The 26,797-nt window shown below is 68.7% G+C and carries 27 protein-coding genes; 13 read left to right on the forward strand and 14 right to left on the reverse strand.

Translation table 11 applies throughout. From position 1 onward, the window contains the following. Positions 1–10: 10 nt before the first annotated feature. From ABL840_RS01990 to ABL840_RS02010, 5 genes are all read right to left on the reverse strand, one after another. On the reverse strand, positions 11–991 hold the full coding sequence (locus ABL840_RS01990; RefSeq protein WP_093301287.1) for a Bug family tripartite tricarboxylate transporter substrate binding protein: 981 nt from the start codon (positions 989–991) through the stop codon (positions 11–13). A 69-nt stretch (positions 992–1,060) separates the two neighbouring features. Then, a complete protein-coding gene (locus ABL840_RS01995; RefSeq protein ID WP_093206839.1) occupies positions 1,061–1,831 on the reverse strand; it encodes a fumarylacetoacetate hydrolase family protein in 771 nt (256 codons plus the stop codon). Then, positions 1,828–2,466 (reverse strand): fumarylacetoacetate hydrolase family protein, encoded by a 639-nt coding sequence (locus ABL840_RS02000; protein WP_093301288.1) that lies wholly within the window; start codon positions 2,464–2,466, stop codon positions 1,828–1,830. The genes ABL840_RS01995 and ABL840_RS02000 overlap by 4 nt, the downstream gene beginning before the upstream one ends. Continuing rightward, positions 2,463–2,900, reverse strand: a complete 438-nt coding sequence (gene hpaR, locus ABL840_RS02005; protein WP_093206842.1) for a homoprotocatechuate degradation operon regulator HpaR — start codon at positions 2,898–2,900, stop codon at positions 2,463–2,465. Before hpaR ends, ABL840_RS02000 begins: the two co-directional genes overlap by 4 nt. A gap of 127 nt (positions 2,901–3,027) precedes the next feature. Beyond that, a complete protein-coding gene (locus ABL840_RS02010; protein ID WP_093301290.1) occupies positions 3,028–3,540 on the reverse strand; it encodes a MarR family winged helix-turn-helix transcriptional regulator in 513 nt (170 codons plus the stop codon). A 105-nt stretch (positions 3,541–3,645) separates the two neighbouring features. Between ABL840_RS02010 and ABL840_RS02015 the strand changes: the two genes are divergently transcribed. Together ABL840_RS02015 and radA are read left to right on the forward strand one after the other, a co-directional pair. Then, the gene (locus tag ABL840_RS02015; RefSeq protein WP_093206845.1) at positions 3,646–4,656 is read left to right on the forward strand and encodes a Bug family tripartite tricarboxylate transporter substrate binding protein; all 1,011 of its coding nucleotides are present in this window, start codon (positions 3,646–3,648) and stop codon (positions 4,654–4,656) included. Positions 4,657–4,691: 35 nt separating this feature from the next. After that, complete coding sequence (radA, locus tag ABL840_RS02020) at positions 4,692–6,083, forward strand: DNA repair protein RadA (RefSeq protein WP_093301291.1); 1,392 nt, start codon at positions 4,692–4,694, stop codon at positions 6,081–6,083. Positions 6,084–6,160: 77 nt separating this feature from the next. Here radA and ABL840_RS02025 read toward each other — a convergent pair whose 3' ends face one another. Then, positions 6,161–6,616, reverse strand: coding sequence for a hypothetical protein (locus ABL840_RS02025; protein WP_093206848.1), 456 nt, complete (start codon positions 6,614–6,616; stop codon positions 6,161–6,163). A gap of 149 nt (positions 6,617–6,765) precedes the next feature. Here ABL840_RS02025 and ABL840_RS02030 point away from each other — a divergent pair, with 149 nt between their 5' ends. Continuing rightward, positions 6,766–7,203, forward strand: a complete 438-nt coding sequence (locus tag ABL840_RS02030) for a glycerate kinase (protein ID WP_093301293.1) — start codon at positions 6,766–6,768, stop codon at positions 7,201–7,203. Here the strand turns inward: ABL840_RS02030 and ABL840_RS02035 are convergent. After that, positions 7,200–8,144, reverse strand: coding sequence for a LysR family transcriptional regulator (locus ABL840_RS02035; protein WP_093301294.1), 945 nt, complete (start codon positions 8,142–8,144; stop codon positions 7,200–7,202). The two genes, ABL840_RS02030 and ABL840_RS02035, sit on opposite strands and share 4 nt — an antisense overlap. Before the next feature lie 202 nt (positions 8,145–8,346). Between ABL840_RS02035 and ABL840_RS02040 the strand changes: the two genes are divergently transcribed. Together ABL840_RS02040 and ABL840_RS02045 are read left to right on the forward strand one after the other, a co-directional pair. Further along, positions 8,347–9,675, forward strand: a complete 1,329-nt coding sequence (locus tag ABL840_RS02040) for an MFS transporter (protein ID WP_093206852.1) — start codon at positions 8,347–8,349, stop codon at positions 9,673–9,675. 32 nt (positions 9,676–9,707) lie between these two features. Then, entirely contained in the window at positions 9,708–10,922 is a 1,215-nt protein-coding gene (locus ABL840_RS02045; protein ID WP_093301296.1) for a M20 aminoacylase family protein, read from the forward strand. Positions 10,923–11,053: 131 nt separating this feature from the next. Here ABL840_RS02045 and ABL840_RS02050 read toward each other — a convergent pair whose 3' ends face one another. Continuing rightward, complete coding sequence (locus tag ABL840_RS02050; RefSeq protein ID WP_093206855.1) at positions 11,054–12,052, reverse strand: recombination-associated protein RdgC; 999 nt, start codon at positions 12,050–12,052, stop codon at positions 11,054–11,056. 143 nt (positions 12,053–12,195) lie between these two features. Here ABL840_RS02050 and ABL840_RS02055 point away from each other — a divergent pair, with 143 nt between their 5' ends. After that, positions 12,196–13,149 (forward strand): branched-chain amino acid transaminase, encoded by a 954-nt coding sequence (locus ABL840_RS02055; RefSeq protein ID WP_093206856.1) that lies wholly within the window; start codon positions 12,196–12,198, stop codon positions 13,147–13,149. A gap of 14 nt (positions 13,150–13,163) precedes the next feature. Next, entirely contained in the window at positions 13,164–13,373 is a 210-nt protein-coding gene (locus ABL840_RS02060; protein ID WP_093206858.1) for a zinc-finger domain-containing protein, read from the forward strand. Positions 13,374–13,414: 41 nt separating this feature from the next. On the opposite strand, the gene ABL840_RS02065 is transcribed toward ABL840_RS02060, so the two are convergent. From ABL840_RS02065 to ABL840_RS02090, 6 genes are all read right to left on the reverse strand, one after another. Continuing rightward, complete coding sequence (locus ABL840_RS02065; RefSeq protein WP_093301297.1) at positions 13,415–14,686, reverse strand: O-antigen ligase family protein; 1,272 nt, start codon at positions 14,684–14,686, stop codon at positions 13,415–13,417. A 162-nt stretch (positions 14,687–14,848) separates the two neighbouring features. Beyond that, complete coding sequence (locus ABL840_RS02070; RefSeq protein WP_093429368.1) at positions 14,849–16,051, reverse strand: ATP-binding protein; 1,203 nt, start codon at positions 16,049–16,051, stop codon at positions 14,849–14,851. A 112-nt stretch (positions 16,052–16,163) separates the two neighbouring features. Continuing rightward, a complete protein-coding gene (locus ABL840_RS02075; protein WP_093206862.1) occupies positions 16,164–16,886 on the reverse strand; it encodes a response regulator in 723 nt (240 codons plus the stop codon). A 117-nt stretch (positions 16,887–17,003) separates the two neighbouring features. Then, the gene (locus ABL840_RS02080) at positions 17,004–17,870 is read right to left on the reverse strand and encodes a beta-ketoacyl synthase chain length factor (RefSeq protein WP_240652255.1); all 867 of its coding nucleotides are present in this window, start codon (positions 17,868–17,870) and stop codon (positions 17,004–17,006) included. Beyond that, positions 17,867–19,069, reverse strand: coding sequence for a beta-ketoacyl-[acyl-carrier-protein] synthase family protein (locus ABL840_RS02085; RefSeq protein WP_176947454.1), 1,203 nt, complete (start codon positions 19,067–19,069; stop codon positions 17,867–17,869). The genes ABL840_RS02080 and ABL840_RS02085 overlap by 4 nt, the downstream gene beginning before the upstream one ends. Positions 19,070–19,247: 178 nt before the next feature. Further along, positions 19,248–20,687, reverse strand: a complete 1,440-nt coding sequence (locus ABL840_RS02090; protein ID WP_093301302.1) for an AmpG family muropeptide MFS transporter — start codon at positions 20,685–20,687, stop codon at positions 19,248–19,250. A gap of 59 nt (positions 20,688–20,746) precedes the next feature. Here ABL840_RS02090 and ABL840_RS02095 point away from each other — a divergent pair, with 59 nt between their 5' ends. The 6 genes from ABL840_RS02095 (at position 20,747) to hpxZ (ending at position 26,756) form a co-directional block, all read left to right on the forward strand. Further along, complete coding sequence (locus ABL840_RS02095; protein ID WP_093301303.1) at positions 20,747–21,607, forward strand: M48 family metallopeptidase; 861 nt, start codon at positions 20,747–20,749, stop codon at positions 21,605–21,607. A gap of 219 nt (positions 21,608–21,826) precedes the next feature. Then, the gene (atzF, locus tag ABL840_RS02100; protein WP_093301305.1) at positions 21,827–23,563 is read left to right on the forward strand and encodes an allophanate hydrolase; all 1,737 of its coding nucleotides are present in this window, start codon (positions 21,827–21,829) and stop codon (positions 23,561–23,563) included. A gap of 12 nt (positions 23,564–23,575) precedes the next feature. After that, on the forward strand, positions 23,576–24,583 hold the full coding sequence (locus tag ABL840_RS02105) for an ABC transporter substrate-binding protein (protein WP_093301306.1): 1,008 nt from the start codon (positions 23,576–23,578) through the stop codon (positions 24,581–24,583). 5 nt (positions 24,584–24,588) lie between these two features. Next, positions 24,589–25,416 carry an ABC transporter permease gene (locus tag ABL840_RS02110; protein ID WP_093301307.1) on the forward strand — a complete coding sequence of 276 codons (828 nt, stop codon included), beginning with the start codon at positions 24,589–24,591 and terminating at the stop codon, positions 25,414–25,416. A 123-nt stretch (positions 25,417–25,539) separates the two neighbouring features. Continuing rightward, entirely contained in the window at positions 25,540–26,373 is an 834-nt protein-coding gene (locus tag ABL840_RS02115; RefSeq protein WP_093301309.1) for an ABC transporter ATP-binding protein, read from the forward strand. Next, the gene (gene hpxZ, locus ABL840_RS02120; protein ID WP_093301310.1) at positions 26,370–26,756 is read left to right on the forward strand and encodes an oxalurate catabolism protein HpxZ; all 387 of its coding nucleotides are present in this window, start codon (positions 26,370–26,372) and stop codon (positions 26,754–26,756) included. The genes ABL840_RS02115 and hpxZ overlap by 4 nt, the downstream gene beginning before the upstream one ends. Positions 26,757–26,797: the final 41 nt, after the last annotated feature.

Below are 26,797 nucleotides of genomic sequence, written 5' to 3' on the forward strand. Positions count from 1 at the left end.
TCCGGTTCAGTCAGTCCAGTTTGATGTCGCGCGCCTTGATGAGGGCGTGCCATTTCTTGCGCTCCGAGTCGGTGTAGCGCGTCATTTCGGTGGCGTCGGCGGGGCGTGCCTCCCAGCCGGCGTCGTAGAGCTTCTGCTTCACGCCGGCATCGGCCATGGCCTTCTGCAGTTCGCTGCCCAGCTTCGCCTGCACTTCCTTCGGCGTTGCCGCGGGTGTCACGAGGCCCTGCCATGTGTAGGCCTCGACGTTGGCGAAGCCGAGTTCCTTGGCGGTGGGAACGTTGGGCAGCTGCGGCACGCGCTCGCCCGACATGGCCAGCAGCGGGATCACCTTGCCGGCCTTGACGGCGCTCACGCCGCTGGGCAGGTCGAGCATCATCAGCGCGACCTGTCCGCCCATCAGGTCCTGCAGGGCAGGGGCGCCGCCCTTGTAGGGCACGTGCAGCATCGACACGCCGGCCTCGCGCTGGAACAGTTCGTATGCAAGATGGTGCGGGCTGCCGGTGCCCGGCGTCGCGATGCTGTATTTGCCGGGCGAGGCCTTGAGCGCGGCCAGCAGCGCCTTCGCATCGGCGATGCCTGCGTTCGGCGCGGCCGTGATGATGAGCGGCGATCGGCCCATCATGCCGACGAGCGCGAAGTCTTTCTCGGCGTCGTAGGGCAGCTTCTTGTAGAGCGCGGGGTTGTAGACCAGCACGCCGTTGTCGGCCGAGAACACGGTGTAGCCGTCGCCCGGCGAACGCGCCACGTTCTCCGACGCGATGATCGCGCCCGCTCCGGGGCGGTTGTCCACCAGCACCGGCTGGCCCAGCTGCTGCGAGACCTGCGCGCCCACGGTGCGCGCGAGGAAGTCGGTGCCGCCGCCGGCCGGGTAGCCGACCACCCAGCGCACGGGCTTGGCGGGGTAGGCGGTCTGTGCAAGGGCCGTGGCCGAGACGGCCAGCGTCAAGGCGGCTGCGGTGAACTGGAGGAGCTTTCTGCCGGTGATCATGTCGTGTTGTCTCCGCTGATCTGGTTATGGATATGGCAAGGAAAAAGCGCGCCGTGACAGCGCGCCGGCTCAGGCGGCCGCGATGGTGTTGACCAGCGCGCCGACGCCTTCGATCTCGGTGACGACCACGTCGCCCGGCTTGCAGTCGACAACCCCGTCGGGCGTGCCGGTGAGGATCAGGTCGCCCGGCGAGAGCGTCATGAAGCGGCTGAAGTATTCGATGAGGAAGGGCGCGTCGAAGATCATGTCGCGCGTGTTGCCTTGCTGCGTGACCGTGCCGTTGACGGTGGTGCGCAGCGCGAGCGCCATCGGGTCGGCGATGTCGGCTGCGTCCACGAACCACGGGCCCAGCGGCGTGCAGGTGTCGCGGTTCTTCACGCGCAGGTTGGGGCGGTACCAGTTCTCCAGGTAGTCGCGGATGGCGTAGTCGTTGGCCACCGTGTAGCCGCCGATGAAGTCGTAGGCGTCGTCGCGCTTCACGTTCCTCGCGGTCTTGCCGACCACGATGGCGAGTTCGCATTCGTAGTGCATGAACTGCACGCCGGCGGGGCGGTGCGTTTGCTGGCGATGGCCGATGAGCGTGCTCTGGCCCTTGACGAACACCAGCGGTTCCTCTGGCGCCTTGAACTCGAGTTCCTTGGCGTGGTCGGCGTAGTTCAGGCCCAGCGCGAGGATGGTGCGCGGGCGCGCGGTAGGCGCGAGCGGCGGCAGCCACACGAGCTGCTCCTGCGGCACGACGCGGCCGTCTTCCAGCCGCACGGCGGCGTCGGGCTGGCCGTTGAATTCGTGGCTGGTGCCGGTATGTTCGCGGCCCTCGAAGATGACGCGTGCGTGCTTCATGCGGCTTCCTTCGCCAGCGTGTTGCTCAGGGCTTCGAAGCCCGGGGCGGAGATGTCGATGCGGTCTCCCGCGCGTGCCAGCGGACGGCCGGGGCCGCAGCCGAGCATCAGCACATCGCCGTGCGCGAGCGTCATGAAGTCGCCGACGTCGGCGAGCAGCTGCCGTGCGGGGCGCACGAGCTGCGAGAAGTCGAGCGACTGCCTGAGTTCGCCGTTGATGCGCACCTCGACGCGGAAGCTCGCGGGGTCGGCCACTTCCTGCGCATCGCGCAGCACGGGGCCGATGCCGAGGAAGCCGTCGACGCACTTGAACTTGACCGGCGGGCGGAAAAAGCTCGCGTGCGGGATCGACAGGTCGTTCATCAGCACGAAGCCTTCGACGTCGCCCTCGGCGCCGATCACCATGCCGATGCTCGCGCCGACTTCCACTTCGGGCACCGCGGCGGGCACGGTGATGGCGCTGCCGTGCGGGCTCCAGGTGTTGGCCGTCTTCACATAGAGAACGGGCGCCTTCGGCGGTGCCTTGTACGGCGGCTGCGTCATCTGCGGCGCGAGGGCTTCTGCCTCGGCGCGGAAGTTGAGCAGGGTGCCGTACACCGTGCCCGTTGGCAGGAAATGGGGAGTGATGCTGCTCATGGCGAGGGTTGCTCCAGTGCGATCAGTTCGTCGAGCAGCCCGTAGAGCTGCGCGAGCTTGGCCTTGCCGAGGGACTTTTCCATCCAGTCGTAGTGCGCCTCGATGCTGCTTCCCAGGCGCTTCACCAGCTTCATGCCGTGCGGCGTGGCCTCGACCACGGTGCGCCGCTGGTCGGCCGGATCGCGCGCGCGGGTGATGAGGTTGTCGCGCTCCATGCGCGCGAGCACACCGGTGAGGCTGGGCCCGAGGATGAAGGCCTCGCGCGCCACGCGGCCGGTGTCGACCGCGCCGTGCTCGCCCAGCACGCGCAGCACGCGCCATTGCTGGTCGGACAGCGCGTGCTCGCGCAGGCTGGGCCGCGTGTGGGCCATCACGGCCTCGCGCGCCTGCAGCAGCAGGCGAGGCAGGTTGCGATGAGTGAATGTCGTGCTCAAGGCTTGTCTCTTCCGAAATTACTTAACATGTTAAATGAATCGTCGAAGCTTTCCTAGTGGCTGTTCCGATCGATTCGAAAACCTAGGGTATGCACGGATGAGCCGTGCGCCGCGGGAGCTGCGCGCTTCAGCGCGCGACTGGTGGCTCGCGGCGGCGCCGGTCGGCCTTGGGCAGGTCGGCCGCGGCCGCCACCATCGCCTCGCCGCGCGCGTGCAGGCGCTGCAGCATGTCGTCGAGCAGCGCCACTTCGTCGGTCCTCAGCGCGCCCAGCAGTTCGGTGTTGATCGCGCAGACCAGCGGATAGAGCTCCGCATGGAGCTTCGTGCCCGCCGCGGTCAGCCGCAGGCGCACATGGCGCCGGTCGCCGGCGGGCTGCTCGCGCGAGACCAGGCCCTTGCCGACCAGCGAGCTCACCGCGCGCGAGGTGCGCGCGCGGTCGAGCTGCGCATGCTCGGCCAGTTGCGACGAACCCAGCGCGCCATGGCCCGCGAGCGTGGCGATGAGCCGCCATTCGCGCCGCGTGATGCCGAAGCGCCCCTCGCACAGCCGGATCACCATGCTGCCCGCCACCGACAGCAGCCGGCTGGTGCGGTAGAGCAGCAGGTCGTCGAGCGTGCGCGGCTGTGCGTGCATCGGCATAGGGTTTGCCCGGGCAATGATTGATTAGGTGAACCAATTGTCCGCGCTCTACATTGGCCGCGATCCACCGCGCCCCACCGGCGGAAGAGAACGGAGACGAGACAGATGACGACAGACCCGCAGTTCCCGCACCAGCCAGGTCGCCGCCGTGCGCTGGCCGTGCTCGGCGGCATGGCCCTCGCGCCGCTGGCTGCAACCGTGCAGGCGCAGCCGGCCATCGCGCCGGGAACCCCCATCCGCGTGCTGATCGGCGTGCCCGCCGGCGGCACGCAGGACGTGCTCACGCGCGCCATCGCACAGGAAGTGCGCGAATCGCTCGGCCCGCTCATCGTGGACAACCGCTCCGGTGCCGCCGGGCGCATCGCGGTCGAGGCGGTGAAGACCGCCGCGCCCGACGGCCGCACGCTGCTGCTGGGCACGGCCAGCATGATGACCATGTTCCCGAGCGCCTACAGGAACCTGTCGTACGACCCGATCAAGGATTTCCAGCCCATCATCAACGCGGCGCGCTTCGAGCTCGCGCTGGTGGTGCACAAGGACGTGCCGGCCAACACGCTCCCCGAGTTCATCGCATGGGCGAAAAAGCAGCCGGGCGGCGCGAGCTTCGCGTCGTACGGCGCGGGCACGCCTTCGCACTTCCTCGGCGAGATGCTCAACCGCGCGGCGGGGCTTTCGATGGTGCACGTGCCCTATCGCGGTTCCACGCCGGCGCGCCAGGACGTGATGGGCGGCACCGTGCCGGTCTACTTCGACACCGTGGGCGGCGCGCTGCAGATGGTGCCGGGCGGCCGCGTCAAGGTGATCGCCACCAGCGGCGAGAAGCGCTCGCCGCTGATGCCCAGCGTGCCCACCTTCGTCGAGGGCGGCCTGAAGGACGTGGTGGCGACCGCATGGTTCGCGTACTACGCGCCGCTGAAGACGCCGAAGCCGGTGGTCGACCAGCTGCGCGCCGAGTTCATGCGCGCCGTGAACTCGCGCGAGGTGCGCCAGCAGCTGCTGCAGAACGGCATGTACCCGGTGGGCGACGGCCCCGAGGCGCTGCTGAAGACGATGCGCGAGGACATCGCGCGCTGGGCGGCGATCATGAAGGCGGTGAACTTCCAGGCGAACGACTGAGGGGCCTCGCCCGTCCGGCCACCTAAACTCGAAGGATGGCCAAGGACAAAACACTTTTCGTCTGCAGCGAATGCGGCGGCACCAGCCCGAAGTGGCTCGGCAAATGCCCCAGCTGCGGCGCATGGAACACGCTCGTCGAGCAGGTGGCGGGCGCGGGCAGCGGACCCGCCAACAACCGCTTCGGCACCCAGTTCGCATCGCTCGCGGGCGCATCGGAGCTCGCGACGCTTTCTGAAATCGAGGCGACCGACGTCGCGCGCACGCCCACCGGCATCGACGAGCTCGACCGCGTGCTGGGCGGCGGCATCGTCTCGGGCGGCGTCACGCTGATCGGCGGCGACCCGGGCATCGGCAAGTCGACGCTGCTGCTGCAGGCGGTCGATGCGCTGCAGCACGCCGGGCAGAACGCGCTCTACGTCACCGGCGAGGAAAGCGGCTCGCAGGTGGCGCTGCGCTCCAGGCGGCTGGGCCTCGACCATTCGCAGGTGCAGGTGCTGGCCGAGATCCAGCTGGAGAAGATCATCGCCACGCTCGACGCCACGCGCCCGGCCATCGCGGTGATCGACTCGATCCAGACCGTCTACTCCGACCAGCTCACCTCGGCCCCGGGCTCGGTGGCGCAGGTGCGCGAGTGCGCCGCGCATCTCACGCGATTCGCCAAGACCAGCGGCACGGCCGTGGTGCTGGTGGGCCACGTGACGAAGGAGGGCGCGCTCGCGGGCCCGCGCGTGCTCGAGCACATGGTCGACACGGTGCTGTACTTCGAGGGCGACACGCATTCGAGCTTCCGCCTCGTGCGTGCCATCAAGAACCGCTTCGGCGCGGTCAACGAGATCGGCGTGTTCGCGATGACCGAGCGCGGCCTGAAGGGCGTGACCAACCCGAGCGCGATCTTCCTGAGCCAGCATGCCGAGCCGGTGCCGGGCAGCGTGGTGCTGGTCACGCTCGAAGGCACGCGGCCGATGCTGGTGGAAATCCAGGCGCTGGTCGACAACGGCGGGCCCAGCCCGCGCCGCCTCTCGGTGGGCCTGGACCGCGACCGCCTCGCGATGCTGCTGGCGGTGCTGCACCGCCATGCGGGCGTGGCCTGCATGGACCAGGACGTGTTCGTGAACGCGGTGGGCGGCGTGCGCATCAGCGAGCCCGCGGCCGACCTGGCCGTGATGCTGGCCATCACCTCCAGCCTGCGCGGCAAGCCGATGCCCAAGGGCTTCATCGCATTCGGCGAAGTGGGCCTGGCCGGCGAGGTGCGCCCCGCGCCGCGCGGGCAGGAGCGCCTGCGCGAGGCCGCCAAGCTGGGCTTCAGCGTCGCGGTGGTGCCGAAGGCGAACGCGCCCCGAAAGGGCGCGAAGGAAATCGAGGGGCTGACGATCCACGCGGTGGATCGCATCGAGGAGGCGATGGAGGTGGTCCGCCGCCTCGACTGACCCGGTCTTTCACCGGAGCCGGATGCCGGGAGAAAAAATGACCCGGCGCGCGCGGTGGCGCGCCGGGCCTACCCTCCCTATCCCCCTATGTGCATCGTGAATGCCGGTCCGCTGTTGAGCACGCATTGGCCGCTGCCCAGCGTGGCCGAGTTCATCGAATACTGGCAACTCAGGTTGCCGCCGCGGCTGCCGGTGGCGTTCGCCACGCCGGCAGTCCGCGAGCCGGCGACCCGGGTTGCCTCTCCCTGGAACTGCTCACCGCCGATCTGCGCGTTGAAGTGGCCGCGGCCGTTCATGTCGTTGGTCACCGTGCCTGCGACGACGCCGTAGCGCGAGGCTTCGGCGTTCGACGGATACAGCCGCGCGGCGAAGGTCTGTGCGACCGGGCCCGGTGCGACGGCGTAGGCCTGCGAAGGCGGCGCCGAGGGAGCGGGTTGTCCGAGCGGCACGACGTAGCAACCGCTGAGCGCGGCGGCCGTGAGCGTGGCGGCGAGGGTGAGACGAACGAATGTGACGGAGCGCGGAATGGTCATACGCTTTTCGGTGGCCCGGGCAGATGCCCGTGCGGCGAAATGTGCCAGCCGATGCGCCCGCGCAAAGTGCTTTTGAGGCCGAGTACCGTTTTTCGCCCCTTGCGGTAGTCGGGGTGGCTACTTCGAAGGGCACTCGAGGGGCGGCGACAATGCGCGCCATGAATTTCAAGAACTTTCTATTGCCTCTGGGCGCCATCGTCGTCATGGCGCTGGCCTGGCGCGCGGCCGGATGGGGCGGTGTCGCCCTGGCCGGCGGCGCGATCGTGATGTTCCTGCTGCTGCACTTCAACCGCGCCATGCAGGTGCTCAAGCGCGCAGCCGAACGGCCCGTGGGCTACGTGGCCAGCGCGGTGATGCTCAACGCCAAGCTCAAGCCGGGCGTGACGCTCATGCACGTGATCGCGATGACGCGCGCCCTCGGCGAACTGCGCTCGCCCAAGGACGAGCAGCCCGAGCACTACCGCTGGACCGACGGCGGCGGCTCGTACGTCGATGCGATCTTCAACGGCGGCAAGCTGCAGAGCTGGACGATGACGCGCCCGGAGACGCCCGCTGACGACGAGGGCAGCAACAGCCCTGCAGCCTAGGCCGCGCTCCCCTTGCGCCGAGGCTGCCGCCAGGGCGGATTCGCCTTCGCGTGGTGGCGCGCCTCCTTCGCGAATTCGGCGCACACGTGCGTCATGAGGTCTGCCGAGCGGTAGACCAGGAACACGTCGAAGTCCGGCAGCTCGTCGGCGATCGGCAGCTTCTCGAGCAGGTGGGGCTGCAGCCGCAGCGGCCCGGCTCCGTGGAACACGAAATCCGACCACATGCTGATCAGGTCGGTCTGCGTGGCCAGCTGCAGGCCCAGCAGGTTCGACGCGCTCTGCACCATGCGCTTCGGCATTTCCAGCCCGTGCATGTTCATCGTGCTCACCAGCGGGCTGCCCGCGTCGTCGATGGGGTCGAGCACCAGCCAGTCGGCGTCCAGCAGCGGCTGCAGCCTGCGCACGCGCCGCAGCGGATGGCCGGTACGCACCGACAGGTGCATGGCCACCGAGAACAGCGGCTCCCATTGAAAGGCGTTGGTGCCCGGCCCGTTGCAGGTGGAGACCAGCCCCAGGTCGAGCCGGCCTTCGCGCAGGCCCTCGAAGATCTGCTGCGGCCGCAGCTCGAAGCCGCGCAGCGCCACGTTGGGAAAGCGCTTGCGGAACGAGGCCATCGCATCGGGCAGCGGACCGCTCGAGGCCACGGCGGTGAAGCCGATGTTGAGCTGCGCCTCGTCGTGCCCGCGGATCGCCTCGATGTCTTCCAGCGCGTGCCGCAGCTCCTGCTCGACCACGCTCGCGCGCTTGACCAGCGCCGTGCCGTAGGCCGTGAGGCTCACGCCGCGAGTGGAGCGCGACATCAGCGTCACGCCGAGTTCGCGCTCCAGCTCCGAGATGGTCTTCGACAGCGCGGGCTGCGTGGTGTGCAGGCTGCGCGAGGCCTCGTGGATGCTGCCGTGCTGTGCCACCGCCAGCAGGACGCGCAACTGTTGCAGCTTCATCGTGGTGCCGATCTGCCGGAAAGATGCGCCTTGGGGCTTGTCCTGATGGCTTCCGGTGCCTGTTTATGACGGGGATGCCGTTTGGTTATCAGCATGAAAATTTGTGATTCTTCGCCGCAGCGCTTTGCCTGAATACTCCGCCGCGAACGGGCCCCAGGGTTATGCAGAGGCCCCCCGCAACCTGTACGTGGAGTGACATTAGATGAGCGAAGCCGCATTGCCCGCAAGCCCGATCGGGGGCTCTTCACCAGCCGCCGCTCATGCGCCCCATGCCGCGCAGGGCAAGGGAAAGCAGAGCCAGTTCCGCCTGATCGCCGCCTGCTCGCTGGGCAATGCGCTGGAGATGTACGACTTCACCGTCTACAGCTTCTTCTCGCTGCTGATCGGCAAGCTGTTCTTCCCTTCCGACAGCCCCTACGGCTCGCTGCTGCTCGCGGTGGCGACCTTCGGCATAGGCTTCGTGATGCGTCCGCTGGGCGGCGTGATCATCGGCAACTACGCCGACCGCAAGGGCCGCAAGGCCGCGATGACGCTGACCATCGGCCTCATGGTGCTCGGCACGCTGTGCATCGCGTTCGCGCCGCCGTACGCGTCGGCCGGCGTGTTCGGCTCGCTGATGATCCTCGCGGGCCGCCTGCTGCAGGGCTTCTCGCTCGGCGGCGAAGTGGGCGCTGCCACGTCGATGCTGATGGAGGCGGGCGGCGTCAAGGGCCGGGGCTTCCGCGTGAGCTGGCAGCTCGCGAGCCAGGGCGTGTCGGCGCTGCTGGGCGCGCTCACCGGCGCAGCGTTGTATGCCGCGCTGCCGCAGGCCTCGCTGGAGAGCTGGGGCTGGCGGCTGCCGTTCCTGCTCGGACTGCTGATCGCGCCGGTGGGCCTCTACATCCGCGCGCACCTCGAGGAAACGCACGTTGCCGAGAGCCACGAGTCCAGCCCCATCGGCCGGCTGCTGCGCAACCATGGCGGCCTGGTGCTCAAGGGCATCCTCGCCACCACCGCCGGCACGGCGACGATGTACCTCGTGGTGTTCTTCATGCCCACCTACATGATCCGCGTGCTGCACATGCCGCCTTCGCTCTCGCTGCTGTCGGGCTGCGTCACGGGCATCACGCTGTTCGCGGTGTCGCTGGTGGCGGGTCGGCTGGCCGACCGGCTGCCCAACCGCAAGCCACTGGTGATCGGCTCGCTGCTCTTCAGCGTCGTCGCCGTAGGCCCGGTGTTCTGGCTCATCAGCCACTACCCGAGCGTGCCGCTGGTGCTGGCGCTGTCGGCGCTGCTCACCGCGAGCGTGAACATCGGCACCACGCCGATGTTCCTGATGCTGCTCGAAATGCTGCCGGCCGGCGTGCGCGCCAGCGGCATCTCGGTGATCTACAGCGTGGGCGTGACCATCTTCGGCGGCTCCTCGCAGTTCATCGTCACCTGGCTGCTCGCGAAGACCGACAACCCGCTCTCGCCGGCCTTCTACATGATGGCCTGCGGGCTGCTGAGCCTCGGCGCACTGCTGAGCCTGCGCGAGCGCAAGGCCGGCTGACCATCGAATCCCCATCCGACGACCTCCTTCACATGACCCGCGAACTCAGCCCCCAGACCACCAAGCTTCTTTCGCGCCTGCTGCCGCAAGCCGACGTCGACACGCAGGCCTTCGTCGACATCCGCAGGCAGATCCACGCCAACCCCGAGCTCGGCTTCGAGGTGAGCGCCACCAGCGAGCTGGTCGCCAACCTGCTGCGCAGCTGGGGCTACGAGGTGCACACCGGCATCGGCCGCACCGGCATCGTGGCGCAGCTCAAGCTCGGCAGCGGCACGCGCCGCCTGGGCATCCGCGCCGACATGGACGCGCTGCCCATCGTCGAGGCCACCGGCCTGCCGTACGCGAGCCGCAACCAAGGTCGCATGCATGCCTGCGGGCACGACGGCCACACGGCGATCCTGCTGGCGGCGGCCAAGGCGCTGGCGACGGCGCGCGACTTCGACGGCACGCTGAACCTGATCTTCCAGCCCGACGAAGAGAACCTCTGCGGCGCGCGCGCGATGATCGAGGACGGCCTGTTCGAGCGCTTCCCCTGCGATGCGGTGTACGCGCTGCACAACGCGCCGGGCGTGCCGGTGGGCACGATGATGGCGATCGAAGGCCCGGTCACGCTGTCGTCCGACGTGGCCGACGTCACCATCAAGGGCGTGGGCGGGCACGGCGCCATGCCGCACCGCGCACGCGATCCGGTCGCGGCTGCCGCGGCGGTGGTGACGGCCCTGCAGACGGTGGTGGCGCGCAACGTGGCGCCCGACGACACGGCGGTGGTGTCGGTCGGCTTCATCCGCGGCGGCGCCACGCACAACGTGATTCCGCAGTCGGTGTCGCTGGGGCTGAACGTGCGCGCGGCCCGGCCCGAGACGCGCGCGCTGGTCGAGCAGCGCATCCGCGAGATCGTGAGCCTCACCGCGCAGGCGCACGGCGTGGAAGCCGAGATCGACTACCGCCAGCTCGTGCCGCCGGTGGTCAACACCGCGGCCGAGACCGAGCTGGCCGCGCAGGTATGCGCCGAGCTGGTGGGCGAGGAGAACGTCGTCAGGCAGGCGCCCAAGGGCTTCTCGGGCAGCGAGGACTTCGCCTGGATGCTCTCCGAGTTGCCGGGCTGCTATCTGCTGCTCGGCAACGGGGAGGGCGAGTTCGGCGGCTGCATGGTGCACAACCCCGGCTACGACTTCAACGACGAAGTGCTGCCGCTGGGCGCGGCCTGCTGGGTGCGCCTGGCCCAGACCTACCTGGCGAAGACGTGAACAAACCTGCTGCGCAACCCGATCTCGCACCTGCGGTCCTCACCGTACGCGAGTACGGTTCCGGTCCTCGATGCGAGCTCGGGCTGCTCGCGACGGTTTCTTCACGTCTTCGGCGCGCCCTGACCTGAGGCCTAGAACGGCGCGTCTTCTTCCTCGGGCGCATCGGCCGGCACGGTCGTCGTGGGCGCGGCTGCAGCAGGCTTCGGCGCTTCGTCCGGCGCCGCCGCCGAGAAGGCCGCCTCGCCGCCCAGCGCGTCGAGCAGCGCGGGCACCAGCTGGCCCAGCTCGCCCGTGGCGATGGCCACGTCGGCGTCGAAGTTGTCTTCCTTCTTGCCGCCGGCCGCGCCGTCGCCCGTGCCTTCGAGGAAGGCGATCTTGCGGATCAGCAGGCCGTGCGTGAGCTCGAAGGACACGCGGTCGTCCCAGGTCAGCGCGAGGCGGGTGGGGCGCTTGCCGTCGGTGATGTGCTGCTTCACCTCGTCGATGTCCAGCGGGTGCTTGGCGTAGCGCACCACGGCCTTGGAGTCGTCGCCCGCCTTGAGCTCGCACTCGCGGTCGATGGTGAAGCCGGCCGGTGGCTCCTGCGTGAGCAGCCAGTTGGCCATGGCCGCGGCGGGCTCGATCTGGGTGTTGATGAGGGCCACGGCGAAGCCGTCGAGCGACTTCACGAGGCTGGTGACCACTTCGTCGGCGCGCGAGGCGTTGCCGGTGTTGATCACCAGGCGGTTCTCGGCCTTGTCGATCCACACCGCGACGCGGGCGCTGCGCGTGAAGGCCATGGGCAGCAGCTCGAGCGTGATGTCTTCCTTGAGCTCCTTCTTTTCCTTCTTGCCGGGCTTGCGGCCGGTGGTGGCCTCGATCTGGGCGCAGCGCTCGTCGACCTTGCGGCGCACCACCGAGCCGGGGACCTGCTTGCTCTCGATCATGTATTCGACCAGCCACTGGCCGTCGATGGACTCCACCAGCGGGCCGTTGGCCTCGCCGCGCGGCTCGATCCAGCCGGCGGACTTTTCCTGCGAGGGGCCGCAGGGCTCGAAGCGCTGCTTGCCGAGCCCTTCCTCCGCCTCGGCCAGTGTCTGGGACCAGGCGGGTTCGATGCGATAGACGATGACGTTCTTGAATACGGACACGGAAACCCTTTTTCCAACGGTTTGGACAGCCGGCCATTGTCGGGCACCCCGGAAACTCCGCCGCCGTAAAATCGCAAGCTTTTGCGACTTCCCTCCTTCGTCGCACCACCCCCACACCGCTTCCCAAACAAAGGAATCAGGAAATGAGCTCGATCCCCCCCTCGCTGGACGACCGTGACGGCAAGATCTGGATGGACGGCGAACTCGTGGACTGGCGCGACGCCAAGATCCACGTGCTGAGCCATACGCTGCACTACGGCTGCGGCGCCTTCGAGGGCGTGCGCGCCTACAAGACGGCCGACGGCAGCACTGCGATCTTCCGCCTGGCGGAGCACACCGAGCGCCTGTTCAACAGCGCCAAGATCCTGCGCATGAAGATCCCCTTCACGCAGGAACAGCTCAACGAGGCCCAGAAGCAGGTGGTGCGCGAGAACAAGCTCGAGAGCTGCTACCTGCGCCCGCTGATCTGGATCGGCTCCGAGAAGCTGGGCGTGAGCCCCAAGGGCAACAAGGTGCACGCCATGGTCGCGGCCTGGTCCTGGGGCGCCTACCTGGGCGAAGAGGGCATGAAGCGCGGCATCCGCGTGAAGACCTCCAGCTACACCCGCCACCACGTCAACATCACGATGACGCAGGCCAAGACGGTGAGCAACTACACCAACTCGATCCTGGCCAACATGGAAGCACTGGACGACGGCTACGACGAGGCGCTGCTGCTCGACGCGAGCGGCTTCGTGTCGGAAGGCGCGGGCGAGAACATCTTCGTGGTCAAGGGCGGCGTGGTCTACACGCCCGACCTGTCGGCCGGCGCGCTCAACGGCATCACCCGCAACACCATCCTGCACGTGTGCAAGGACCTGGGCCTCGAACTGGTGCAGAAGCGCATCACGCGCGACGAGGTCTACGTCGCCGACGAAGCCTTCTTCACCGGCACGGCCGCGGAAGTCACGCCCATCCGCGAACTCGACCGCGTCGAGATCGGCAACCGCGGCGACGGCGGCGCGCGTGGCCCGATCACCGAGAAGATCCAGGCGGCCTTCTTCGACATCGTGAACGGCAAGAATCCCAAGTACGCACACTGGCTCACGAAAGTCTGAGAAGAAGAGATCCCATGTCCACCAATGCAGTAGTCGAACTCCTGGCCAAGGAGCTCAATCATCAGGGCGGCGTGTTCTGCCCCAGTCCCAAGGCCGACATGAAGCTCTGGAACAGCCACCCGAAGGTCTACCTCGACGTGGCGCGCACCGGCGAGGCCAAGTGCCCGTATTGCGGCACGGTGTACCGGCTGAAGGCCGGCGAAGTGGTGTCGTCGCGGCACTGATAAGCCGCTGAACCGACCGGCCCCGGTCGTCCGATGCCTCTTCAGGCAGCCGGGCGGGCGGGGTCTTTTTCCAGGCTCTCCAGGCTCTTCAAGCGCGAGGGCAGCAGGCCGCGCCACGGGGCCGGGTCATTCTTCTCCTGCGCGAGCCGCAGGTAGACCATCGAGATGAAGAGCAGCGCCAGGCCGATCTGCGCATCGCGCATGGCCGAGTTCACGCTCGAGGCGATCAGCGCGATCAGCGTCGCGGCCAGCGCATAGCGGCCGGCGATGTCGGGCCGCTTCCATGCCTGCCAGACGGCGGCAACCATGATGAGGAGCAGGCTCAGCAGGGCGGGAAGGCCGCCCTGGGCGCCGACCCACAGGAAGTCGTTGTGCGGCATGTTCGAGTCGGCGAGCAGCGCCGGGCCGCGCTTGTGCCACTGGTCGGTCCAGCCGCCGATGCCCCAGCCGGTGAACGGACGGTCGGCGATCATGAGGCCGGTGTCGCGGTACATGTAGTAGCGGATGGCCCAGCTGCCCTTGAAGACCGCACCGGCCTGCGCCTCCTCGATTTCCTGCACGCCGACTTCGACCTTGTGCTGCAGCTGCGGCAGCTGGTAGAGCCCGGCGCCCATCACCACGGCACCCAGCACCAGCGCGCCCACCAGCATCTTCAGGTGGCTGCGCCACTGGTGGATGCACACCACTGGAATCACCAGCAGCAGCGCGAGCACCGAGGTGCGCGAGGTCAGCGGCAGCGCCACCACCAGGCCCAGGCCGAGCAGCAGCACGAAGGCCGGAATGGCGCGCAGCGGCCTGTGCGCGGCGATCTGCGCGATGCCCCACACCGCGGCGGTGGAAGCCACCACGCTGAACAGCAGCGCGTTGCTGATCGATTTGTTGCCCACCTCCATCACCACCGCGCGCAACGGCGACCAGATGTTGAAGCCGCCGACCGCGTAGAAGACGACGATCAGCACGATGTTCAGCACCGCCACCAGCAGGAAGCCGCGCAGCGCCCAGATCGCTTCCTCGCGCGTGAGCGCCATCGCGATCAGCATCGTGAGGCCGATGCGGATGCCGTGGAACAGGTTGGAGCCGGTCTCGGGGTAGTGCGGCCCGATGGCCAGCACGATGAGGGTCCAGGCGAAGTAGGCCATCACCGGCCACCACAGCGGGTTGGCGCGCAGCCGCGCATAGCGCTCGCCCAGGCCGCCGGCCACCAGCATGGTGAGCAGCAGCAGGATGGCCGAAAGATAGGTGACGCCGACCGGCATGAACACCACCAGCCCCCAGAACATGGCCGCGGGCCGAACGATGTGCGATCTCTGCATAGGGGCGGGATTTTAGGTTGGCATCTTGGAGCTGACCTGACTTCTCCCCCAGGCTTCGCGCACTTCGTGTCGCTTCGCCAACCCCCTCGCCGGGGGCGATGCCTGCGGCCCGGCAAAGCCGGTTCCGTGGCATCCCCGCGAACTGCCGGGACGGGGGCAGTGTCAGTGGCTGCGGGCTGCCGCCGGCAGGCGGATCACGAAGCTGGCACCGCCACCGGGGCGGTCTTCGCAGCGCACGCTGCCGCCGTGCCGCTCGGCGATCGACTTCACCAGCGCCAGTCCCAGGCCCACGCCGCCGTTGCGCTCGCTGGCGCCGGGCAGGCGGTAGAAGGGTTCGAAGATGCGTTCGCGCAGGGCGGGCGGCACGCCCGGGCCCCGGTCGTTCACGCGCACGGTGGCATAGCCGTTGGCGCTGCCCAGCTCCACCGCGATCTCGCCGGCGCCGTAGCGGCGCGCGTTCTCCAGCAGGTTTCGGATGGCCCGGCGCAGCAGGCGTGACACGCCCGGCACGGTGAGCGTTGCGTTGTCGGTGCCGTCGGCCAGGTCGAGTTCGGCGTTGACCTGCGAGCATTCCTCGGCCGCCAGGCCGGTCAGGTCGACCGGTTCGATGGTGCCCATGTCGGCCTCGCTGGCGTCGAGACGGCTGGCCAGCAGGATCTCGTCGATGAGCTGGTCGAGCTCGCCGATGTTGCGCGAGATCTCCTCGCGCGCCGACTGGCTCGGGTGCTCGCCCATCAGCTCCAGGCCCATGCGGATGCGGGTGAGCGGCGAGCGCAGCTCGTGCGAGGCGTTGGCCAGCAGCGACTTGTGCGAACGCACCAGCTGCTCGATGCGTTCGGCCGACGCGTTGAATCGTTTGGATAGATCAGCCACTTCGTCCTGCCCTTCTTCTGTCACGCGCACCGAGAGATCGCCTTCGCCCCAGCGCTGCACGCCGCGCTGCAGCGATTCCAGCCGCTGCGTGATGCGCCGCACGATCGGGTACACCCCCAGCGCCACCGCCACGCCCACCAGCGCGATCATCCAGCCCAGGCCGAAGGGCGTGCGCCACGGCGCGAAGCCGCCGGTGCCGGTGGGCCGCTCGCGCGGCGCCACGCGCAGCGTGATGGCCTTGCCGTCGCTGAGCGTCACGTCGAACTCCAGGCCCTGGCCCGGCACGCGCAGGGCGGTGCCCGCACCGATCGGCTTGTCCTGCGCGTCCAGCACCACCACGTTGCGCGGCACCGGCGCCAGCCGCTCGCGCTCGGCCTCGGCCTCGGCGGCCTCGCGCACGATCCAGTTGGCCATCAGCGTGAGGATCACGACGCCGCCCACCACCGCGAGCCAGATGCGGACGTAGAGGTGGCGCGAATAGAGATTCAGCATGTTGTTGCGATGCGGTCGCCGCCGGGCCGCCCCAAGGCGAGCCGCGCCTCCCCTTCGGGGGGTGGCGCATTACACGGAGCGAAGCGAGTGAAAAGCCGGGGGGCAGACATTTCTAGTCTTGCTGCTTGGCGAAGACGTAGCCCACGCCGCGCACGGTAAGGATGCGCTTGGGGTTCTTCGCATCGACTTCGATGGCGGCGCGGATGCGGCCCATGTGCACGTCGATGGAGCGGTCGAAGGCTTCCAGCTCGCGGCCGCGCACGGCTTCCATGATCTGGTCGCGCGTGAGCACGCGGCCCGCACGCTCGGCCATCGCCGTCAGCAGGTCGAACTGGTAGGAGGTGAGGTCGGCGATCGCGCCGCCCACGGACACGGTGCGCGCGTTGCGGTCGATCTCCAGCGTGCCGAAGCGCATCACCGACGAAGCCTCGGTCTCGGTGGCGCTCTCGGAGCGGCGGCGCAGCACGGCGCGGATGCGCGCCAGCAGCTCGCGCGGCTCGAAGGGCTTGGGCAGGTAGTCGTCGGCGCCGATCTCCAGGCCGATGATGCGGTCCATGGGGTCGCCCTTGGCGGTGAGCATCAGCACCGATACCTTCGACAGCGGGCCGGGCAGCGCGCGGATGCGGCGGCAGATCTCGAGGCCGTCGGTGTCGGGCAGCATCAGGTCGAGGATCACCAGGTCGGGCGCGTGCTGCTGCAGCTGCTCGAGCCCGGCGGCGCCGTCGCCGGCATGGTTGAACGCGAAGCCCGACTGCGTCAGGTATTCGCCCACCATCTGCGCCAGGCGGGCGTCGTCTTCGATCATCAGGAGTTGGGGGGTGCTCATGCGCTTCATGGTCGTCCACCGGGAGCAAGAGGGCTTGAACGCTCCGTAAAGTTGGGTAAACCTCGGCAACCCCTGTCAACCGGCGATGCTGCGAAAAGCATAGCGCCGGCCGCAGTGGCCGTGGGCTCAGCCCCGTGCGAGCGGCCGCAACTGCAGCCGCAGCGACAGGGACGCGGAAAGCGGCAGGTCGACCGGCGAGCCCGCGCCGCCGACATTGCCGTCATCGAGATGTGCCAGCGATTCGAACAGCCCCAGCGACGCGGCCATGGGGTTGATCTCGGCCAGCGACTTCGCGGCTTCGGAGCGCGGCGGCGTGGCTGCAGCGGCCGTGCCGTCTTCGCTGACCAGCGACCAGTCGAGCGCCGCGACGGTGCGCTCGCTCGGCTCGCTCGCGATCACCAGCGCCACCGCGAGCAGGCCGCGGCTGTCGGTGACGGACGTCAGCGCGCCTACCGTGGGGGCGTCGTAGCCCACCAGCAGCACCGGTTCCTGGTCGCAGGCGGATTGCACCGCGGCCTCCAGCAGGCCGGACGCGAAGCTGTGCTCGTAGGCGGAGACCGCGTTGCTGGCCGCCATGCAGCCGGTGCCGATGGTCCAGTAGCCCACGGCCGCGTTGTGCACCGAGTTGTGGAACTTGGTGGGCGACAGGCCCTTCGGATCGCTCGCGAGCGTGCTGCACATGTAGTCGTTGATCGACAGGTCGCCGTGCGCCGACGTGAACACGCAGGGCACATCGGCCGCGTTGCGGCCCGAGCCGGCGAGGGCGGCCGCGGCCACCTCGAGCGCCAGCGCCACGGTGTCGGGCGCGCGGCGGCGCTCGGCCGGGGCCAGCACCTGCGGCGACGGGCGCTTCGCGGGCGGATCGGCCAGCGCGCCTTCGCCGCGGAAGGCGGCGCGCGCGGCGTCCCAGCCGGGCAGAGTGGGAGTCCAGAAGGCCGGGCCTTCGATGTAGAGGGTGGGGGGCTTGGGGGCGGCCTGGTTCATGTCGTTCATGCCGCCTTGCCGAAGACCAGCGAGCAGTTGTTGCCGCCGAAGCCGAAGGAGTTGCTCAGCGCGTAGCGCACCTCGCCGCGCGCGGGCTCGAGCCGGATCTGCGGGCCGAAGCCTTCGTCCAGCGTGTGGGTGTTGACGGTGCCCGGCATCAGGCCGCGCTCGATGGCCAGCAGGCTGATGACGGCCTCGACGATGCCCGCCGCGCCCAGCGTGTGGCCCATGAAGCCCTTGGTCGAGCTGGCGTGCGTGCGTGCCGGGAAGCGGCGCGCCACCAGCGCGCCTTCGACCTCGTCGTTCTTCTGGCTCGCGGTGCCGTGCATGTTGATGTAGTCGATGGCCTCGGGGGCGAGGCCCGCGCGCGCCAGTGCCTCGTCGAGCGCGCGCTCGGCGCCCAGGCCCTCGGGGTGCGGCGTCGACATGTGGTGCGCGTCGCTGGCCTCGCCGTAGCCCAGCAGGTGCAGCGGCGCGGCATCGGTGCCCGTCTGCACGCGCTCGACCAGCGCGAAGCCCGCTGCCTCGCCCAGGCTGATGCCCTTGCGTGCGGCGTCGAAGGGCCGGCACGGCTCGCTCGACACCAGTTCGAGCGAGTTGAAGCCGAACAGCACGCTGCCGCACAGCGTGTCGGCCCCGCCGACCACGGCCGCGTCGGCCAGGCCCAGGCGAATGAGCCGCTCCGCCGAGGCGAACACCTTGGCGCTCGACGAGCAGGCGGTGGAGATGGTCTCGCTCGGGCCGCTGATGCCCAGCAGCTGCTGCGCGAACATGGCCAGCGAATGCGGCGTGTGCACCGCGGCGCGGCGCTGCTCGGGCGGGAACATGCCCTGTGCATCGAGCCGGGTGTAGGCCAGCTCGGTCTCGCCGATGCTGGCGGTGGAGGTGCCCAGCACCAGCGCGATGCGCGATGCGCCGTACTTCTCGCGCGCCGCGGCCACCGCCTCGACGAAGCCGTCGGCCTGCAGGCCCATCCAGGCGAGCCGGTTGTTGCGGCAGTCCCATTGCGCGAGCGGCTCGGGCAGCCGGACGTCCTCGACCCCTTCGACACGGCCGATCCAGGTGGGCAGCGGCGCGTCGCCGAAGTCGTTGGCGCGCAGCCCGCTGCGCGACTGCGCCAGAGCGTCGGCCAGCGCTTCCTTGCCGACACCGACGGCGCAGGTGGCCGTGTAGGCACTTATTTGAAGAGGAGAAATTCGGGACGGCACGATCTTGGAGGTGTTGGGCTGTCGGTCAGGCAGACGATGGGCGCGCGGAAAGGAAAACCTGAAAGGGCGCGGCGGAGAAAGGATATTGAAAGAAACGAATGTATACCGGTACAGCCTACCAGTTGCGCGGCCCGTGCAGCGTCGGCCGTTTCCTATAAGGCGCAGGCCCTGTAGACCCCTATTGACGGCCCTGGGGGCTTGTGGTCGTCAGCCGCGAGGCCAGCGCCACCAGCACCAGCACCGGCGCGCCCAGCAGCGCGGTGCCGACGAAGAAGCTGCTGTAGCCGTAGGCGTCGACGAAGGCGCCCGAATAGCCGGCCAGGAACTTCGGCAGCAGCAGCATCAGCGAGCTGAACAGGGCGTACTGCGTGGCCGAGTAGCTGATATTCGTGAGGCTCGACAGGTAGGCGATGAAGGCCGCCGAGGCGATGCCGCCGGCCAGGTTGTCGGCCGAGACCACCGCGATCAGCGCAGTGGTGTCGTGCCCACGAGTCGCCAGCCAAGCGTAGAGCAGGTTGCTCGCGGCACTGAGCACTGCGCCAAGCATCAACACCCGCATTACACCCAGGCGCATCGATAGAACGCCGCCCACGAAGGCTCCCACCAGCGTCATGGCTACGCCGAAAGACTTGCTGATCGTGGCTACTTCGTTCTTGGTGAAACACATATCGACATAGAAGGGATTCGCCATGATGCCCATCACCACGTCGCTGATCCGATAAACGGCGATCAATGCCAAGATCAAGGCTGCATGCCAGCGGTAGCGGCGAATGAAATCGGCGAAGGGCTCGACCAGCGCGCTACGTAGCCAATCAGCAACGCCTCGGGCCTTGGGCATTTCGCGCCGCGCCGGCTCCGGCGAGAGCAGCACCGTCAACACGCCGATAGCCATCGAGCCTGCCATCACCAGATACGCGGTGCGCCAAGCGCCCTGGGCATAGGTATTGGCCGCGGTTGTCGCCTGGGTGATAGCACCAGCGACAGCACCGGTCACGGCTTGGCAGTTGGCAGCGACCGAATCGACTACGGGGCCTTCGGCGACATTGGCTACCCACAAAACCCCGGCGCCGGCCCAGATCATCGCTAGTCGATATCCAGTCTGGTAGGCCGCAGCCAGTGCCGCTTGCTTGCGGGGCTCGGCCGATTCGATGCGGAAGGCGTCAAGCGCAATGTCCTGCGTGGCAGAGCCGAAGGCCACGAGCAGCGCGCACCAGATCATTGGCGTGAGCCCGTGGCGCGGGTCGTTGACCGCCATGCCCGCCAGCCCGGCGATGACCATGCACTGCGCCAGCAGCAGCCAGCCGCGGCGGCGGCCCAGCAGCGTGGTCAGCGGCGGCAGCGGCAGCCGGTCGACCAGCGGCGCCCAGACCCACTTGAAGCCGTAGGCCAGCCCGACCCAGCTCAGGTAGCCGATGGTGGTGCGGTCGATGCCCGCTTCGCGCAGCCGGAAGCTCAGCGTGCCCAGCACCAGCAGCAGCGGCAGCCCCGCCGAGAAGCCCAGCGCCAGCATGCGCAGGGTGGCGGGTTCCAGGTAGACCTTCAGCGCGTCGCGCCAGGGCGGTGAGGGGGGCGTGGGGGTTTCTGCGGGCGAGGCGGACATGTGCCCCGGATTGTCCATGAGCAAGGCCCCGGGCTTCCCGCCTTCTTGTCTTCATTTGTTCCTATCATCCCGCTCCTATGTGCACACGATGCGATCGCCCCGTTTTCGCCCTTGCGGCTCCTTCCGCAGCTTCCGCCTGGAATCCCCGGCGGGCCTTCCTGCTGGCCGCCGCCGGCGCGGTCCTCGCGAAGCCGGCGCTGGCGCAGGTCGAGGTGGGCAAGCCTTCGGTGGCGCGCAACATCGTGCCGGTCGAGCAGATCGAGGCGGCCGGCGTGCAGCAGTACGGCCAGCTGCTCGAGCAGGCGCGCGCCAAGGGGGCGCTGGCGGGCGAAAGCAATCCGCAGCTGCAGCGCCTGCGCACCATCGCCAGGCGCCTCGTTCCTTTCGCCACGCCGTGGAATTCGCGCGCCCGCGACTGGAAGTGGGAGGTCAACCTCATCGGCAGCAAGCAGATCAATGCCTTCTGCATGCCCGGCGGCAAGATCGCCTTCTTCACCGGCATCCTCGACCAGCTCAAGCTCACCGACGACGAGGTCGCGATGGTGATGGGCCACGAGATGGCCCACGCGCTGCGCGAACACGCACGCGCCCGCATGGCCAAGAGCGCGGGCACCGGCGCGGCGCTCTCCATCGGCGCGCAACTGCTCGGATGGGGGCAGGTGGGCGACCTGGCCGCGCGTGCCGGCACGCAGCTCATCACGCTCAAGTTCAGTCGCAGCGACGAGTCCGAGGCCGACCTCGTGGGGCTCGAACTGGCGGCGCGCGCGGGCTACGACCCGCAGGCGTCGGTGTCGCTGTGGAAGAAGATGGCCACGGCTTCGAAGAACCAGGGCGGCCTGAGCTTCCTCTCGACGCACCCCAGCGGACCTGACCGCATCGCGAAGCTCGAGTCGAACCTGCCGAAGGTCGAGAAGCTGTACCGCGAAGCAAAGAAATAGCTCGCCCCCAGGCTGCGCGCACTTCGTGTCGCGCACGCCTTCCCTCTACCGGGGGCAACACCTGCGGCCCGGCAAAGCCGGTTCCGCGGTGTTTCGCGAAAACTCCACTCCCCATTCTGTTTTTCTGACTGACGCGCGCCGCGCGTGAGTCGCATCGCGCCGGCGGTCACTGGCACGCCGCTTGCATCACAACATGTGTACATGTTTGGATGCCTGAAGATGGTGCATGAAGAAAACCCGAAGAGCGGATCGCCCGAAGCGGCCTGGATTGCCAGGTTCGCCTCGCCCGTGGCGCACGCGCAGGCTGCGGGGGCGCTGGATTTCGCCCTGCCGCTCGCCGGGCTGCGCTTCGCGGTCAAGGACAACATCGACGTGGCCGGCGTGCCCACCACGGCCGCCTGTCCGGCTTTCGAGCGCCTGCCCGTGGCGCATGCGGCCGTGGTGCAGCGCCTGCTCGAAGCCGGTGCATTGCTGGCCGGCAAGACCAACCTCGACCAGTTCGCCTGCGGCCTGAACGGCACCCGTTCTCCGTATGGGGAGGTGCCCAACGCCTTCGACGCGCGCTACGTGTCGGGCGGCTCCAGTTCGGGCTCGGCCTACGTGGTGGCGAGCGGCGAGGTCGACTTCGCGTTCGGCACCGACACCGCCGGCTCGGGCCGCGTGCCGGCCGGGCTCAACAACATCGTCGGTCTCAAGCCCTCGCGCGGCCTGCTGAGCGCCTTCGGCGTGGTGCCCGCGGCGCAGAGCGCCGACTGCGTCTCCATCTTCGCGCGCACCGTCGCCACCGCGGTCGACGTGCTGCTCGCCGCCGCCGGCCACGACGTGCGCGACCCGTACTCGCGCGACATCGACCTGCGCCGTGAACCGCTGCCCGCGCGCTTCCGCTTCGGCGTGCCCGACAGGCTGAGCTTCTTCGGCGACGCCGCCGCCGAACAGGCATTCGGCGAAGCGGTCGCGCGGCTGCTCGCCATGGGCGGCACGCCCGTCACCATCGCCTACGCGCCGCTCGCCGAAGCCGCCGGGATGCTCTACGAAAGCGCGCTGGTCGCCGAGCGCTACGCCGCGGTGCGCGAATTCTTCGACGCGCACGCCGACGACGTGATCGAGCCCGTGCGCGGCATCCTCGAGAGCGGGCGCCAATACGACGCCGCCGACGTGTTCGAGGCCCAGGCGCGGCTGCGCGCCATCGCGCAGAAGGTCGAGCCGATGTGGCGCGACATCGACGTGCTGCTCGTGCCCACCGCGCCCACGCACTACACCCGCGAGCAGATGCGCGCCGACCCGGTCGTGCTCAACCGCAACCTCGGCGCGTACACCAACTTCGTCAACCTGCTCGACTACGCCGCGCTCTCTGTGCCCAGCAGCCTGCGCGCGGACGGCCTGCCTTTCGGCATCACGCTGATCGGCCCCTGCGGCAGCGATCTCGCACTGGCCGAACTGGGCCAGCGCTATCACCACGCGACCGGCCTCGCGCAGGGCGCGACCGGCCAGCCGCTGCCCGCGCCGCGCGCCATTCCGGGGCTCGCCGCGCCGGGCACCGGCCTGCTGCCCATCGCAGTGGTCGGCGCGCATCTCTCGGGCATGCCGCTCAACGGCCAGCTCACCGAGCGCGGCGCGACGCTGCTGCGCGCCACAACGACTTCGCCCTTCTACCGGCTGCATGCATTGCCGGGCACGGTGCCTCCCAAGCCCGGGCTGCGGCGCGTGGCCGTCGGAGCAGACGAAGGCGGTGCCGCCATCGCGCTCGAGGTGTGGGCCGTGCCGCTCGCCCAGGTCGGCAGCTTTCTCGCGCTCATCCCGTCGCCGCTGGGGCTGGGCAGCGTCGAGCTGGCCGACGGCAGCTGGGTGAAGGGCTTCATCTGCGAAGGCCATGTGCTGGCCGGCGCGCAGGACGTGACCCATCACGGCGGCTGGCGCGCCTACGTCGCGAGCCTGGCCACCCCGAGTTCCAACTGATCAGGAGTTCCGATGAGCATTCAAGAAAACTCTCCCGCCGCTCGCCAACGACGCCAACTGCTGCAGGCCGGCGCCGCTGGCCTGGCCGTGCTGGCCGCGCCCGCCATCGTGCGGGCGCAGGGTGCGGCGACGAAGCTGCGCATCGGCTTCTGGCCGGTGGCCGCCGGCCTGCCGTTCTTCGCGGCGGTCGACAAGGGCTACTTCAAGGAGGCCGGCCTCGAAGTCGAGCCGCTGAAGTTCGCCGGCGCGCAGCAGGTGATGGAAGGCATGCTCGCCGGCCGCTGCGACGGCAGCGCCAACGGCACCGGCTCGGCCAACCTCGCCATCGGCGAGATCGCGCAGCCCGGCCTGTTCAAGATCTTCTGCACCAACCCGAGCAACGCGAAGTACGTGCTCGACGAATTCATCGTCGCCAAGGACAGCCCCGTGAAGAGCGTGGCCGAGCTGGCCGGCAAGAAGGTGGCCTCGGGCCCCGGCATCCAGAACGTCACGCTGTGCAAGACCATGCTGGAGCGCGCGGGCGCCAAGGGCGCGACCGTGAGCGAGCTGCCCATCGGCCAGCACGTGGCTGCGCTGGTCGCGGGCCAGGTCGACGCCTGCTACACGCTGGAGCCCACCGGCACGGTGGGCCGCATGAACGGCACCACGCGCGTCGTCGAGGCCGGCGTGGTCGCCAAATACATTCTCGGCGACCCGATGGCGCCCTGGCACGGCGGCGCGGCCAGCCTCACCAGCGAGTTCATCAAGAAGAACCCCGAGATCGCGAAGAAGTACATCGCCGCCTACGCGCGCGGCGTGGAGCTGGTGCGCAGCAAGCCCGACGAGGCGCGGCAGTTCATGAAGGGCTACACCGCCATCGAAGGCAAGCTCACGGCCGAGGTGCCGCTCGCGTCGTACATGCTCTACAACGAGTTCAAGCCCAGCGACGTCGCGTACTTCCAGAAGTTCTACGACCTGTTCACCGAGAAAGGCATCTTCGAGAAGAAGGTCGCGGTGGATACCCTGCTCTACAAGGCCTGACGACCATGGCCGAAGCAAGCACGACCACGGCCGCGCCGTGGACCCCGCCGGCAAGTGCTGCCACCGCAGCACCGAAGCCGCCGCTGCGCGACCGCATGCTGCCCTTCATCGGCCCGGTGGCGCTGTTCATCGTGTGGGACCTGGTGGTGCGGCTCGGCTTCATCAAGCCGATCTTGCTGCCCACGCCCGCCGACACCATCGCAGCGCTCATCACCGGCCTGGCCGGCGGCCCGCTGCTCACCGACTTCGCCATGACCGTGTGGCGCACCGTGCAGGCCTTCGTCATCGCGGCGGTCGTCGGCGTGCCGCTGGGCGTGCTGCTCGGCAGCAACGAGAAGGCGTACCGCAGCGTGGAGTTCCTGATCGACTTCTTCCGCTCCACGCCGTCGTCGGCGCTCATTCCGCTGTTCCTGCTGATCTTCGGCGTGAGCGACGTCAACAAGGTCGCCATCGCGGCCTTCGGCGCGCTGCTCATCGTGGTGTTCAACAGCGCCTACGGCGTCATCAACGCCCGCAAGCAGCGCGTGATGGCGGCACGCGTCATGGGCGCCTCGCGCTGGCAGATCTTCAAGGACGTGCTCGTGTGGGAAAGCCTGCAGCCCAGCTTCGTGGGCCTGCGCTCGGCGGTGTCGATGGCGCTGGTGATCGTCATCGTGGCCGAGATGTTCATCGGCTCCGACACGGGGCTGGGCCATCGCATCATCGACGCGCAGCAGGTGCTCAACGTGAAGAGCATGTACGCGGCGATCCTCGCAGCAGGTGCGCTGGGCTACGCGCTCAACATCCTCTTCCTGATCGCCGAGCGTCGCATCGTGCACTGGAGCGGAAGGTAATGGACCACCCCCAGGCTTGCTCGCTACGCGTAGCCGCCAACCCCCTGCGAGGGGGCGCTGCCTGCGGCCCGGCAAAGCCGGTTCCGCGGCAGCTCACGCAAAGATCCCGACAGGAGCGCATCCATGCGAGCTTCAACTGACATCGTCATCAACGGCCCGGTGTACGCCGACGTTCCGAAGCCCGCCTTCAGGCCCGGCCCGGCAGGCACGCACATCACGATCCGTGGGCTCACCAAGTACTTCGCGGGCTGGCCGCTGTACGAGAACTTCGACCTCGACATCCCGAAGCACGCGATCGTCTCGGTGTTCGGGCCCAACGGCTGCGGCAAGTCCACGCTCATCAACATGATCGCGGGGCTCATCCCCATCGACTCGGGCGAGATCCTGTTCGACGGCAAGCAGCGCAAGGACACCAAGATCGGCTACGTGTTCCAGAACTACCGCGAGGCGATGTTCCCGTGGATGCGCACCATCGACAACATCGCCTATCCGCTGAAGCTAGAAGGACGCAGCAAGGCCGAGGTCGACCGGCGCATGGAAGAGCTGGTGGCGTCCTTCGACGTGAAGTTCGACCTGAAGCGCTTTCCGTACGAGCTCTCGGGTGGCCAGCAGCAGACGGCGTCGATCATGCGCGCGCTTGCGCCCAACCCTGAGGTGCTGTTTCTCGACGAGCCCTTCTCGGCGCTCGACTTCGAGATGACGCTCTTCATCCGCGAGAAGCTGCAGGAGGTGTTCATGCAGACCGGCACCACCATGCTGTTGGTGTCGCACGACCTCGAGGAGGCCGTGTACCTCGCCGACGAGGTGCTGCTGCTCACCAAGCGGCCCACCAAAGTCGCCGAGATCCTGCGCTACGGCGACGCGCGCCCGCGCACCGTCGAGACGCTGAGTACCGAGAGCTTCGTCGCGACCAAGAAGCTCAGCCTCGACATCTTCCAGCGCGAGGTCCGCCGGTGACGCCCGAGATCAACATTCCCGAGGTGCTGGCTGAAGTGCAGGCCGTGTTCGCACGCTACGAAGCGGCGCTGGTCGGCAACGACCGCGCCACGCTCGATGAGCTCTTCTGGAACAGCCCGCACACGCTGCGCTACGGCTTCTCGGAGAACCACTACGGCCACGCCGACATCGCCGCCTTCCGCGCCTCGCTGCCCCTGCAGAGCCCGCCGCGCGAGCTGCTTCGCACCGTCATCACCACCTACGGCCGCGACTTCGCGACCGCGAACGTCGAGTTCCGCCGCGAAGGCAGCGGCAGCAACCAGACCGGCCGCCAGAGCCAGACCTGGATGCGCACGGCCGAAGGCTGGCGCGTCGTTGCCGCCCATGTGAGCCTGCTCGGCTGAGCCCCGGCAAGGGCACGTTTTTTGCACCTCAACCTGTAACG

This window comes from Variovorax sp. NFACC27, from assembly GCF_048301545.1.
GTDB classification, from domain to species: Bacteria; Pseudomonadota; Gammaproteobacteria; order Burkholderiales; family Burkholderiaceae_C; genus Variovorax; species Variovorax gossypii.